Here is a 13,926-nt window from a genome sequence, read left to right as displayed (position 1 = left end):
ATCTGGGCCTTTTCAATAAGAACTGGCCCAGCATTTTTAGTTGGTTTGAGTAATTTCAATCTTCTTATTTTTAAATAAATTTTGCTCTGCTTAAACTCCAGCAAGCTCTGGCTGTTGTTCCTTTTTATAAAATGGCACATCACCGTTAATGGTGGCACGGTGCATAATGCGGTGTGCATCACCATAATCAAATAATGCTTTATGTTGGGTGCAGCGGTTATCCCAGATTGCGACATCACCCTCTTGCCATTTCCAACGCAAATGAAACTTTTCTTGTGTGGCATGTTCAAACAAGAAGTTAAGCAACTGCTCGCTTTCCTGTTCAGGTAATTCATTAATCCGAGTGGTAAAACCTTCACTCACAAATAGCAGCGGTTGGCCTGTGACTGGATGAGTACGCACAACTGGATGGACCACTGGTGGATTACGCTTAAAGGCTTGTAGCAGTTTTTCACGCTCTTCGTCATTATTTGCAAAACGTTCGAGTGGAAAAGATTTACGAATATCATGTGTCGCAGTCAAACCTTGTAATTTTTCTTGTAGCTCTAACGTAAGCCCTTTAAAAGCTGCCGTGTTACTTGACCAGAAAGTATCGCCACCTACAGGTGGAATTTTAATGGCTTGCAATACACAACCTAATGGTGGTGTATTGCTAAAAGTGACGTCTGTATGCCAAAGCTCATTATCACGCAGGTCCTGCTTCCAACTATCAAGTACCATCACTTCAGGCACATCTTCAATAGAAGGATAAATCGGGTGCACATGTAAGGTGCCAAAACTTCGTGCCAAATCTGCTTGAGCCTGAGGTGCTAATTTTTGCTTTCGAAAAAAGATGACTTGATGATCAAGCAAAGCCTGTTGGATTTGCTGTGTTGTATTTTCATCCAAGACATTCAAATCAATATCATGAATAATTGCGCCAATGGTAGGCTTGATCACTTCAATATTTAAGTTCGCTATTACTGTATTCATCTTCTTTACTACAACTGCTGACCATACCAAGGAGAAAACTGCTTTTGTAACCAACGTAAAAACAGCTCAAAACTAACTGCGACAATCGCAATCACAATAATGCCCAAAATCACCGTATCGGTAATTAAGAACTGTGCTGCTGATTGCACCATAAAACCAATACCACGATCTGCTGCAACCAACTCTGCTGCAACTAATGTGGACCAGCCCACCCCAAGACCAATACGAATACCGGTAATAATATGAGGTAAAGCCGTTGGTAAAATGACATGCCAAAATACTTGTGTCTGACTCGCTCCTAGCGACAGTGCAGCACGTTCACGATTAAGCTGATGACTTAACACGCCATGCGCACTACTAATAATGACAGGCGCCAAAATCGAGAAGAAAATCAAAAGTACTTTAGTGGTTTCACCAATACCAAACCAAATCACGAGTAATGGCAAATAAGCTAACGGTGGGATTGGACGCAATAACTCAACCAAAGGATCTAAAACTGCACGTACCCATTTGTTCAGCCCCATCCACAAACCTAAGGGAACACCAATCACCACAGCAGCAATCAAAGCTAAAAATACACGAGAGATGCTGGCTGCTAAGTGTTGCCACAAGGTTGCCTTCATAAAGCCTTCTTGGCTTACCGATATAAATTTTTGCCATACTGCCTGTGGACTCGGTAAAAACAGTTCAGGTACTACATGCAAAGCAGTAATGAGAAACCAGATCACAACAACACTTCCCACACTGATTATGCTTACCGCCAGAGTTCGATGTTTCTCAAAAAATGACGATAAAAATGAAGGATTTTCTGTTTGCACATCTGGCTTAAGTTTTAGCCCTGCTTTGTCATATTCATAGACGTTATCTTTAGTACTCATGTGGTTAACGCCTCCTCGGTTTGTTTTTGTGCTCTTAAGCTTTCAAATAACTGTTCTCTAAGCTGAATGAATTGAAGATCCGACTTGATTGAACGAATAGACTCGCCCTGACGATATCGCTTCGCAAAATCAAGATATAGAGTTTCTACAATTTTGCCTGGATGCGCAGTCATCAGAACTAATTGATTACTCAGCAATAATGCTTCTTCAATGTCATGAGTAATTAAAAAGAAGCTTTTATTTTGCTGAATCCATAAATCAAGCACTAACTGCTGCATATTTTCACGAGTAAAAGCATCTAATGCGGCAAAAGGTTCATCGAGTAAAATAAACGGCGCGTGACTAATCAAAGCTCTAGCAATACCCACACGTTGTTTCATACCACCGGAAAGCTCCCAAATATTGGCTTTTTCAACGTGACTTAAACCCACAATTTTCAAAATTGCGTTCACTTGCGCTTCGATATCTGCACGCTTTAAACCTTTTAACTGCAAAGCGAAGCCAACATTATCTGCAACATTCAGCCAAGGAAGTAATGCGTGGTCCTGAAACACCACAGCGCGGGTTACATCTGGTCCAGTTACCACTTCATGATTTACAAGCACATCACCTGAACTCGGCTTTTGAAACCCTGCCAAAATATTAAGCAAAGTTGTTTTGCCGCAACCTGACTCGCCTAAAATCACGGTTAAAGAACCTTCTTCAATCTTAAGGTTAATATCTTGTAAAACTGGCTTTTGCTGTTTAGGAAAAGTCAGATGAATATGTTTGGCTTCTAGTACACTCATGACAACTCCTTAAGGCTGCAAAAATGAAGAATTCACATTGCCTTTATAATCGGCTTTAAGTTGATCGACCTTGCCCTGACCTTTTAAGAACTTCGCTGTATCAAAAATATTTTGCGCGAATTCACCATCTAACGTTTGTTTTTGCTGAGCGTGGTCAAGGTAAATATTTCCACTTAATAAAAGCGGGATATCTTTTGGATCAGAACCTGTTAACTGAGCAATTTTTTCAACGTTATCGGCATTTTTAACGTATGCAGCTGGGTCTTGATTATATTTTTCGAGTTGCTCAAGTGTGGTTTTAACAAACGACTTTAAGAAATCAGGATTTTTCTCTGCAAAGTCTTTACGCACAACCCATAAATCATAGGTTGGAGCGCCCCATTCACCCACTTGTTTAGAATCGATTAATACCGTGCCTGACGCTTTCGCTTTACTTAAAGCAGGTTCCCACACATAAGCTGCATCAATATCTCCACGCTCCCACGCTGCTGCAATTTCAGGTGGACGCAAGTTAATAATCTTTACTTTATCTTCTGGAATATTCCAATGCTTCAGCGCAGACAAAAGGCTGTAATGCGTGGTTGAAACAAAAGGTACAGCAATGGTTTTTCCAATCAAATCTTGAGGGGTTTTAATACCAGATTTATTGTTGACTACTAATGCCTCAGAGGCACCAAGTTTTGAAGTAATTAAGAATACTTCAATCGGTAAATCACGGCTTGCTGCCGCTGCAAGTGGACTAGAACCAATATTACCAAGCACGACATCACCAGAAGCCAATGCGTTAACAACATCTGAGCCCGCATCAAATTTTTTCCATTGAATGGTACGTTGACTATGCTTTTCATATTCCCCATTTGCTTGTGCGACCTTACTTGGGTCAACTCCAGTTTGATAAGCAATGATGACTGGTTTGCTGTCACCAACTGAGGCACTTGTATTATTGTCTTTTTTATTTTGCCATACGATAAATGCAACAATTGCGACTACCACAATTGCCGTGATAATTAACGGTTTGGTCTTTGTGCTCATAATTTCATGATCTTTCAATAATATAAGCTCATGGTATGCAGCAGGCTTTATAATGAAAAATAAAAAAATCTGAGTTGCTTATCTATTTTTGATAAATAACTTTTCTTCATAAGTTTTTATCTTTTGGTAAAAAGAAAACTTCAAGCAATCTTTTAGGTTAGAGGTAAAATTAAAATACTTATATATCAATAATTAAAAACGATATTCAAAAACACATGATTAGAAAAACCTGACATAGACCTTCTAATTATTTTATCCTACTCATTTCATCATTTTTATTTTTGCTTCTCGTATCTAGAGTTTTGCATCTAATTAATTTTCATTATTTTATACAATGATATGATTTTATTATCTTTTTATCATAAAACCTCAGCAAATATTGAGATTTGATCAATATTTTTTCTAGTTTATATATGACACAAATTTAATTTTTTATTGATAAAAGGAGAAACAGGCTTTTGCTTAAACATCATAAAATTATCCAGAAAACTTTTATTGCCAGTGCACTTATAGGTTGCAGTCTTTCAAGCCAAGCGGCACTTACTTTTGGCAATGCTGAAGAAGGTCAACTCAAAGTGAGTGGCACAATTCGGGCAAAATACATTTATGATTTTGATTCAGATCCCACGACTAGCAAATTTTCTTTTAATGACGCGGTGCTCTGGCTAGACTATAACTCTCCCAAATGGATTGGCCGTCTAGATTATCGGCTGTATGAATATTATGGCCGTTTAGGCGATGCCAATTGGCTCACCGACGCATGGGTGGGTTATAAAATTAATGACAACAGTAAAATTATTGCTGGCTTAAACCCCGTCCCTTTTGGCTTGGGTCGCTTTTGGGGAAATACTTATTATTTAGGCATTGCCAATAGTGCTGGTTGGGAAGATGTGCACAACCTTGGGGTGAAATATGATTTCAATGATGGAACCAATGAAGCACAACTTGCCTTTTATCCTACCGATGGCGGCAACTATAGAGGCAAAAGCAAAGACTCAAGTCGATTTAGTATCAACCCTGTCAACGCTGATGATTCTGTACCACAAGGCACCAATACCCAAGAAAAGAACTCAATTGTTGTTCGCGGGGCGCATACATTTAAAAAAATAGCTGGGCAAGAAGACTTCTCTAGCCAACTTGGTGCCTCTGCTTGGTATTCAACCATTGAAAATAAACGCTCAGGCCAAGATGGCGATCGTCAAGTCTATTCAATTTTTAACAACACCACTTATAAACAATGGAACTTACAGCTTTTGGCAGGTTATCAAGACATTGATAATGCTGACTCTCAATACAAAGATCATCTTACTTTAGGTGGTTTTGATTACTCATTTAACTCAGCAACCAAAGGCCAGATATATTCAGCCGAAGTGAGCTATCTATTTCCTCAACAATTTGGCCCCATTACATCGGTGCGCCCTTATCTAAATTATAGTGCTTATAAAAAAGAGCAAGACGGCTTTAAAGACTCAACCCGTTTTATCCCCGGCATTGCGTTTAACTATCAAAAACTGACGGTACAAGCCGAGTTGCTAATTGGCAAACATGACCCTTATTTAGGGGATAGTGAGGGCCTAGCGGCTGGCGGAACTAACGATAAATGGAATAAAAAAGCGTTTGTGATCTTTGCTTATTATTTCTAATTCAAAACAAAGGCCAACACATGTTGGCCTTTGTTTTTATCTAAAAAATTTAGGTTTAACTAATCAATTACTGGTGAATTATTAAGTGGAAGGTCTGGGTTATTTTCGTCAATGACATCTACATCTTGTGCAGTTGGCTCAAACTTAATAAGTAGTCCAATCACAATTAAAGGAATAAAAGCAAACACAGAAATAATCAGATATACATCTGTTTTGTAGCCTGCCATCCAGATCGGCAACACAAACAAAGCAATTGCCTGAGCCACTCCGGTTACAGCACGGTTAAACCCAACGCCAACACCACGAATCGAAGCAGGATAAGCCATAGTTGGATAGACCATCATTTGCGCACCAGGTCCAAAACCTTCAGCAAAAAGCCATAAACCGAGCATGCCAATGGCAGTGTAGAGTAAAAAGCTATTGCCCGGCTCACCAATTAATGCCAATGCAATAAGGGCAATAAATTGGAGTAAAAAGCCTGTGAGCAACACATGACGAGATTTAAATCTACTGGCAACAAATACCCCCAACAACCCTCCTGTAAATGCAAACAGTAAATTTAGCCCGAGTGTTGTAGTAATGGTCGTCAAAACATCAGTATGGAAAAAACGAGTCAAAATGGACGGTAAAAAGAAAGCAATTGTGGTGTACTGAAATGCCACCGAAATATGAATCACAATCGCCACAATCGTTCTTGGCAAATAGGTTTTATTAAATAAAACAGCAAAGCCTTCGCGTTGTTTTGTTTCAGCCTTTCTTTCTACTTTTTCAACTGTTGCTACAGCGTTAATTGCATAGGATTCTTGCAGAACTTTAGCTGCCCCTTTTAAATCACCCTGATTAGCCAGCCAAATTGGTGATTCAGTTAAATATTTACCACGAATAAAAATAATGAGTAACGCTGGCACCGCTCCAAAAATTAAAGAAGCTCGCCATAACCAGTTGCTATGCTCTGGTGGTAAAAGAAAGTAAAGCGCCAAAACTAATCCAAAGCAGACAGAAGATGCGGCGTACCACATTGGGCACCAAGCGGCTAAACGCGCTGCCTTGTTGCTACTACCGTTAAACTTTGAAAACTCAGATAAATAAGACATCGCTACAGGTAAATCGACCCCGACACTAATACCCATAATAAATCTGGCTAAAATGAGTACCCACACATTTGGTGCAAAGCCTGCCACAATGGCCGCAATAACAAACAGCACCATGTCAGCCATAAACACTCGATAACGACCGATTTTATCCGTTAGCCAACCGCCAATTAAATTACCTACAATGGTTCCACAGACAATTGCCGAAGCAACCACACCAGTCATAACAGGACTTAAAGAAAACTCTGATATGACCTGCTCAATACCGAAAGAGAGCGTCGTCAAATCATAGGCATCAATAAATACACCAATCAGTGCCAACCAAATGACTTTATTAGATTTACCCTTTCCCGCAAATTTGGAGATTAATTGTGATACATCATCGGGAGATTTAATTTCATGGCGATGCGCATGATTTAGTTCTTGTACGCTCACTTAATCTTTCCTATATTTTAATAACAGAAACAACATAATGGCTACTGGGATAATATAAAAACAAATTAATCTTATTTTTTAATCTGAATTATAGAATTATCTTTTCATCATTAACTCAGCAATAAAACCGATATAAAAACAAATAAAATAAAAGCCAGTATTAAACCAGCTTTCATTTAAATAAAATTCAAGATATTAACTTGCTTGTGCCAGTTTTAATTCTTTTAGATTTCGATATTTTGCACCGCGGTGATTTTCTGGTAAATATGGTCCTGCACCGAATAATTTTTCTCTTAATGTTCCTTGTGCATATGAAGTTTGATATACCCCGCGTTTTTGCAACTCTGGGACAATAAACTCTACAACATCTGCAAAGGTCTGATGAGCCAAAATATAGGCAAGGTTAAAGCCATCTACATCGGTATCTTCAACCCATTCTTGTAAAGCATCGGAAACTGTTTCTGCTGAACCCACCAATACTGGTCCGTTCCCACCTAGACTATTCCAGTTTGCGATTTCCTCAATAGTCCAGACTCGCTCAGGGTCCGCATTCACGTAAGAGTCTAGTAAAGATTGAATCGCGTTGGTTTGAATATATTCCACTTTATCAGTCGGTTGGTATTGTGAAAAATCAACTCCTGACCAACCCGAGAGCAAAGTTAAAGCGCCATCATAGCTTCCATAGCTTTGATATTCTTTAAACTTAGCTTGAGCTTTTGTATCGGTTTCATCTGTCACAATCGACAAGAGCGCGTAAATTTTAACTGAGTAAGGGTCGCGGCCTTCTTGAGCCAATTTCTGGCGAATGCCTTGTACAATCTTTTTAGTCGCAATTTTAGAAGGTGCTGCAATGAATACACATTCGGCATTTTGGCTGGCAAACTTCTGGCCACGAGATGATGCACCTGCTTGATATAACACAGGTGTACGCTGTGGTGATGGCTCACAAATATGGATGCCCGGTACAGTAAAATACTTACCTTCGTGCTGAATTGGATGCACTTTTTTATGGTCAGCGAATATACCGTTTTCACGGTCGCGTAGTACCGAACCTTCTTCCCAAGAACCTTCCCAAAGTTTATAGAGCACTTCTAAATATTCATCGGCAATATCATAACGGTTGTCATGATTGACCTGAGTTTTTAAGCCTAAGTTTTTTGAACCACTCTCCAAATAAGAAGTCACGATATTCCATCCAACTCGTCCTTTGGTCAAATGGTCTAGGGTACTAATACGTCTAGCAAAAGGATAAGGATGTTCAAAGGAAATTGATGTGGTCACACCAAAGCCCAAGTGCTTCGTTACAGCAGCCATGGCAGGAACTATCTGTAATGGATCATTGACTGGAACTTGCACTGCACCTGTTAAGGCATGCTCAGCACTTTGATGGTAAACGTCATAAGTACCAAGCACATCTGCAATAAAAATACCGTCAAAAAAACCACGTTCCAAAATTTGTGCTAAATCTGTCCAATATTCTAAATCTTTATATTCAACAGATCGATCTTGAGGATGTCTCCATAATCCGGGAGATTGATGTGCAATACAATTCATTTCAAAAGCATTAAAACTAATCTTCTTAGTCATAAAATATCAGCCAGCATTTTAATTACTTTTATACTAAAGCAATTTTTATCTATTCTTTATAATATAAACCCCAAACAAAATATGATTTTATTCTAATACATTTTTATAATTTATTTTAATACTACAAATAATATTAAGCTGTCCTAAAGACAGCTTAATATATAAACTTAAAACTTACTCTTTAATAACTTCACCAATTCGCCATTGATAAGGTGGTAATGTCCCGTTCACGCTAAAGTCACCCACAATCCGATTTTTAAACACTCTTGGGTTATGGGAAGCTAAAGTGCGTACATTTCGCCAATATCGGTCTAAGCTCAAATCTTTATCTATCGCTGATGCACCTAATGCATCAAATAGAATTGTCGATGCGTTTAAAATTAAATCGGTAATGACGGTTTGAGACTGCGCACTTTCAAGCTCAGCAAGCGCATTTTGTTCTTCTTCAAGCTGCTCATTATTTTGAAATGCTGCCAAGTAAGCACGTTGTAAACTTTGCGCAACTTTTTCAACAATCGCCCCTGCGCTATATGCTGCTCCACGAATTTGCCCAACTACTTGTAAAATTTGCGGGTCCTGTTTTACAAACTGAGCATTCGCATGAGTATAGTTGCGGGTACGTTTAGCCACCGCTTGTGAAACCTCATAAGTCGCAGCACGCCCTAAACCAGTAATGATTGCAAGTTGCACGAGTTGATAATAAGCAGCCGAATATTTAAAGCGGTCATCATCGGGTAAAATTTCGGCCTCGTCGACTTGTACATCATGAAAATATGCCGTACCGCTTGCAGTAAGTTGCTGACCAAAGCCATTCCAGTCATCAACAATTTCGACACCTTCAGTTTCACGGCGCACAACGACTGAGCCGGATTCACCGTTTAAATCAGTTACCCCAACATCAACCCAGTCCGCATATAGACTCCCTGTGGTGTAATATTTTTGACCTTTAACGCGAATTTTTCCGTCAGCATCCCGATATAAATGAGTTTCGAACTGATCAATTGACTCTTTTCCACCTTCAGACCATGCACTGCCCACTGTTTCGCCTTGTGCAATTCGACTGAGCCAGCGCTGTTGAAACGCTTTATTCTTGGTGACCAGCACGTCTTCAGTGAAACCAAAATGCACTCGCAAAGCTTGCGGTAAATTTGAGTCTGCTTCAGCCAACTCAACTAATAATGCGAACAACTCAGGAATGGTTGCCTCAAAGCCACCATGTGCTTTAGGAAGTCGTAATCTTGTAAAACCAATATCTTTGAGCCACTGAAGTTGTTCATATGGCAAAATATGCTGTTGCTCACGGACCAAGGCACCTTCTTTAATACGCGCGAAGGTCGGTCTAAAATGTTGAGCTAATTCATCATAACGTTCAGAAGGCCCTTGTCCCCAAACTCGCGAGATTTGAGACGCTTGACTAAGTGCAGCATGTGTCAATGAACCGAGATGATATTCAAAATTTAAATTTGTCATTTATGGAAAACCACTATTGCTTTGCTTTACCATAAAATATTTATTTCACATGAAAACGATTATTTTTATATAACAGTATTCATTCTTTATATAAGCAATAAGCTAAGATATCTTTTTGAGCTTTACGCTCTGTTGGCTTTGCAAGAGTGTTTGCATGTATTCTGAATAGACAGATAACTTCTCAAAAATATGCTCTGAATAAAACATATCATCAATTAAATGGGTCATTTGAGACGTAGTGAAGGTATCGCATAAACCTACAAGTTGTGCATTCATTTGTGCAAATTGGCTACACAGTTGCACATAAGTATCATCTTTATTTTTGAATAATAATTGACGCATATCTAACCCATTTAAGTCTTTTAAATCAGTGTTTTTTACCGACCTGATCCAATAAATCTTTATCTTTAGAAATTGTCCGAGTTGCTTTAAAGCGTCTAGATCAACTTCTAAATGTGTGATTAAAAAAATTGTAGAAATATCACTTCGACATAGTGCCTTTATTAAGCTTAAATAAACAAAATCAACATCATCTAGTTCGGTCAACTCTAAATCTAAATATATTTTTAGACTCTCAAGAATCTCATCTACCTTAAACAAGACTTTCTTTTCGGCTTGATAATATTTATTGAGAATAGTAAGTACAGGCTCGGTAGCGGGCGTCGTATAAATAGCTGCTTTATTGAGATTCGCAAAAATAAAAGGTGAAAATAGATAAGCCAAACTGCTTTGCTGTGCCTGAATATGCGATTGAATTAAATATACAGTGTGAGATTTAGAAAAATCTCTTAATACCTTTGATCTTAATAAAGTTGCTTCAAGGTTAACATATGTCTGCTCTAATTGAGTGGATATTGATATTGGAATAGACTGATTTTTAATAATTTTATTTAAAATATTTAGTTGAGAAGTAATAAACATTTTTTAACATCCAAGCTATTTTAGAAGAGCTACACTTAAAACAAGGTCTTTCATCATCCACGTAATAATCAGACCTCAAACAAAACAACAAGGAAATAGAAAAGAAGAAATTTATCATGTGCTTATATGTAAACACAAAATCGCATTCATGTTGTTTTTGAAGGCTGATTTTAGTCATCCGTAAATCTTGTTCATTTTTATTTTGAACTTTAGATGAAGGGATACATAGCTACAGATAATTGAAAAAAAACTATAGCACCCATAATAAGTGCTCCAGACTGTTATAGTTTTATAAAAAATTTCTGTATCTACATATACAAAAGCTGCCAGTGCATGATTAAGAAAACTTCTTAAGGTGGGTAGTTTTCATGAAACGTACGTATGTGTACCAACAGATATTTCATCAATGTTTCAATGCAACATGCTTTTTTACAAATGCAACATCAAGCCTAAACTTTATTAACAGATTAAAAACAATTAATCGTTCTATTCTCTTGAAATATCAAGCAATTACACTGCTTTACACATTTGGCATTTTACTTGCTAAGAATATTTATCACAGCTACAAGTTTTATCGTCCAAATGTTTTTTCACCTGAAATTAAGCATTTAACACTATCATCATCAGCTAGTTCACAGGGGGAAATTTTATGAGCCTCGGTCTAACCGCTTTAGAATTAGCACGAATACAATTTGCCTTCACAGTATCCTTTCATATTATTTTTCCGGCCACCTCCATTGGTCTTGCCTGCTTTTTAGCTGTTCTGGAATGGAAATGGTTAAGAACTCAAAATCCGATTTATAAAGATCTCTTTAAATATTGGATTAAGATCTTTGCGGTTGCATTTGGTATGGGAGTGGTCTCGGGCGTTGTTATGAGCTACCAGTTCGGTACCAACTGGAGTGAATTTTCACGAGTCGCAGGAAGTATTACCGGCCCTTTACTTACCTATGAAGTCTTAAGTGCTTTCTTTTTAGAAGCTGGCTTTTTAGGCATCATGTTGTTTGGTTGGGGGCGCGTCGGTCCTCGAGCCCACTTTTTTGCAACACTGATGGTTGCAATTGGTACCTGTATTTCCATGTTCTGGATTTTATCGTCCAATAGCTGGATGCAGACGCCTCAAGGCTTTGCCATCGAAAATGGCATTATTGTGCCAAAAGACTGGTTTGCTATCGTTTTTAATCCATCCTTCCCTTACCGCTTTGCCCATATGGGTGCCGCAGCCTTTTTAGTTTCTTCTTTGTTAGTCGTAGGAACATCTGCTTGGCATTTAATTAAAGGCCGTCGTGATGAATTAGTTAAAAAATCGTTTTCGATGGGCCTCTGGATGGTACTTGTGACTTCATGTTTACAAGTCGTTATTGGCGACAACCATGGTTTAAATACTCGTGAGCATCAACCCGCTAAACTGGCAGCGATGGAGGGTCATTGGGAAACAAACCATAATGAACCTATGCCACTACTGTTATTTGCAATTCCAGATATGAAAGAAGAACGTAACCATTTTGAAGTGGGTGTTCCATATTTAGGTAGTTTAATTTTAACTCACAGTTTAGATGGCCAAGTCACAGGTTTAAAAGAATTCGCACCTGAAGATCGTCCAAATTCAACCATTATTTTCTGGAGTTTCCGTGTAATGGTGGGCCTTGGTGTACTCATGGTCACGCTATCTTTAATTGCTCTTTGGTTACGTAAACGCGGTAAGTTATATGAAACCTCTTGGTTCCATAAATTTGCACTGCTCATGGGGCCAGCGGGTTATGTCGCAATGCTCGCAGGCTGGATTACCACTGAAGTTGGCCGTCAACCTTGGGTTGTATATGGAATTATGAGAACAAAAGATGGGCTTTCTCATACCGTTTCTGCAGATCAGGTCGGCCTGAGTCTCTTTATTTTTGTGGTGGTCTACACCATCGTTTTTGGTAGTGGTATCTACTACACCTTAAAACTCATTAATAAAGGCCCTGTATTTATCGATACGCCAAATATTGAAACTGGTGGTGTTGGACACTTTAAAACACCAATGCGTCCACTCAGTGCTGTCGAGGAAAATATTGACGATAAACAAAATTCTGGGGAGAACCGTCATGATTGATCTTTCTTTAATATGGGTCGGTATTATCGGTTTAGGTGTCCTGATTTATGTGGTCATGGATGGCTTTGATTTAGGGATCGGAATTATGTTCCCCTTCATCAAAAGCAGTCAGGAACGTGACGTAATGATGAATACCGTGGCTCCTGTCTGGGATGGTAACGAAACATGGATGGTACTGGGTGGTGCTGGTCTCTATGCTGCATTCCCACTGGTTTACTCAACGGTTTTATCAGCACTGTATCTACCTATTATCTTTATGGTAATTGCCTTAATTTTCCGCGGAGTCGCATTCGAATTCCGCTTTAAGGCACATCGCACCAAATACCTTTGGGACTTAGCTTTTATTTGGGGTTCAATCTTAACCAGCTTCCTCCAAGGCATTATCTTGGGTGCCTATATTCAAGGCATAAAAACCACCAATGGTATTTTTTCTGGCGGATCACTTGATTGGTTGACCCCATTTACCTTCTTTACCGGTATTGGTGTAGTTGCCATGTATGCAACGTTAGGATGTGGTTGGCTTATTTTAAAAACCGAAAAGAACTTGCAACAGCGCATGTATGAGCTTATGCCAAAGCTGATTATTGCACTGCTTATTATTTTTGGTGGTGTGAGTCTCTATACACCTCTGACTCATCCTGAAATCGCAGATCGCTGGTTCTCTTTACCAAATCTGTTCTATTTTAGCCCCGTACCTATTTTGGTTTTATTGTTTGTTGGCCTGATTTTATCAGCGTGTAAAAAGCAGCAACATGACCTAAAACCTTTTTTATACACCTTAGCGCTGGTCTTCCTTGCATTTACAGGTTTTGTGATTAGTTTATGGCCATATATTATTCCGCCATCAGTCACCATCTGGCAAGCTGCAGCCCCGCATTCAAGTCAGATGTTTGCTTTGGTCGGTGCACTCATTCTTATCCCAATTATTATTGCTTACACTATTGTGTCTTACTGGGTATTCCGAGACAAAGTTCGTGTAGGCGATGAAGGCTATCATTAAAGTTAGGAGGGTTT

The 13,926-nt window shown here is 38.8% G+C and carries 11 protein-coding genes; 3 read left to right on the top strand and 8 right to left on the bottom strand.

Annotation, left to right across the window (positions count from 1 at the left end):
* Positions 1-90 precede the first annotated feature (90 nt).
* From tauD to tauA, 4 genes are read right to left on the bottom strand one after another with little or no spacing between them, the layout of a single operon-like run.
* Complete coding sequence (tauD, locus tag MSG66_RS01495) at positions 91-972, bottom strand: taurine dioxygenase (protein WP_324651741.1); 882 nt, start codon at positions 970-972, stop codon at positions 91-93.
* 8 nt (positions 973-980) lie between these two features.
* Positions 981-1,850, bottom strand: coding sequence for a taurine ABC transporter permease TauC (gene tauC, locus MSG66_RS01490; protein ID WP_045125344.1), 870 nt, complete (start codon positions 1,848-1,850; stop codon positions 981-983).
* Positions 1,847-2,638 (bottom strand): taurine ABC transporter ATP-binding protein, encoded by a 792-nt coding sequence (locus MSG66_RS01485; RefSeq protein ID WP_324651739.1) that lies wholly within the window; start codon positions 2,636-2,638, stop codon positions 1,847-1,849. Before MSG66_RS01485 ends, tauC begins: the two co-directional genes overlap by 4 nt.
* A gap of 9 nt (positions 2,639-2,647) precedes the next feature.
* Positions 2,648-3,688 carry a taurine ABC transporter substrate-binding protein gene (gene tauA, locus MSG66_RS01480; RefSeq protein ID WP_324651737.1) on the bottom strand — a complete coding sequence of 347 codons (1,041 nt, stop codon included), beginning with the start codon at positions 3,686-3,688 and terminating at the stop codon, positions 2,648-2,650.
* A gap of 440 nt (positions 3,689-4,128) precedes the next feature.
* Between tauA and MSG66_RS01475 the strand changes: the two genes are divergently transcribed.
* The gene (locus MSG66_RS01475; RefSeq protein ID WP_202742333.1) at positions 4,129-5,313 is read left to right on the top strand and encodes a hypothetical protein; all 1,185 of its coding nucleotides are present in this window, start codon (positions 4,129-4,131) and stop codon (positions 5,311-5,313) included.
* Positions 5,314-5,372: 59 nt separating this feature from the next.
* Here the strand turns inward: MSG66_RS01475 and MSG66_RS01470 are convergent, their stop codons facing one another.
* The 4 genes from MSG66_RS01470 to MSG66_RS01455 all read right to left on the bottom strand — a co-directional run bounded on the left by MSG66_RS01470 (position 5,373) and on the right by MSG66_RS01455 (position 10,817).
* On the bottom strand, positions 5,373-6,839 hold the full coding sequence (locus MSG66_RS01470; protein ID WP_133974033.1) for an MFS transporter: 1,467 nt from the start codon (positions 6,837-6,839) through the stop codon (positions 5,373-5,375).
* A 195-nt stretch (positions 6,840-7,034) separates the two neighbouring features.
* The gene (locus MSG66_RS01465; RefSeq protein WP_324651732.1) at positions 7,035-8,426 is read right to left on the bottom strand and encodes an LLM class flavin-dependent oxidoreductase; all 1,392 of its coding nucleotides are present in this window, start codon (positions 8,424-8,426) and stop codon (positions 7,035-7,037) included.
* Between the two features lie 174 nt (positions 8,427-8,600).
* Positions 8,601-9,896: an acyl-CoA dehydrogenase family protein gene (locus MSG66_RS01460; RefSeq protein WP_324651730.1), complete on the bottom strand. Its 1,296-nt coding sequence runs from the start codon at positions 9,894-9,896 to the stop codon at positions 8,601-8,603.
* Between the two features lie 102 nt (positions 9,897-9,998).
* Positions 9,999-10,817, bottom strand: coding sequence for a hypothetical protein (locus tag MSG66_RS01455; RefSeq protein ID WP_324651728.1), 819 nt, complete (start codon positions 10,815-10,817; stop codon positions 9,999-10,001).
* A gap of 649 nt (positions 10,818-11,466) precedes the next feature.
* Here MSG66_RS01455 and MSG66_RS01450 point away from each other — a divergent pair.
* The gene (locus MSG66_RS01450; protein WP_202742337.1) at positions 11,467-12,912 is read left to right on the top strand and encodes a cytochrome ubiquinol oxidase subunit I; all 1,446 of its coding nucleotides are present in this window, start codon (positions 11,467-11,469) and stop codon (positions 12,910-12,912) included.
* Positions 12,905-13,912, top strand: a complete 1,008-nt coding sequence (gene cydB / locus MSG66_RS01445) for a cytochrome d ubiquinol oxidase subunit II (protein ID WP_042896635.1) — start codon at positions 12,905-12,907, stop codon at positions 13,910-13,912. The genes MSG66_RS01450 and cydB overlap by 8 nt, the downstream gene beginning before the upstream one ends.
* Positions 13,913-13,926: the final 14 nt, after the last annotated feature.

Origin of the sequence: Acinetobacter sp. IK31, from assembly GCF_035615195.1 — a bacterium.
Taxonomy (GTDB): domain Bacteria; phylum Pseudomonadota; class Gammaproteobacteria; order Pseudomonadales; family Moraxellaceae; genus Acinetobacter; species Acinetobacter calcoaceticus_C.
Note: the sequence above shows the minus strand (reverse complement) of the source record. Positions and strands in the feature narration are given on the sequence as shown.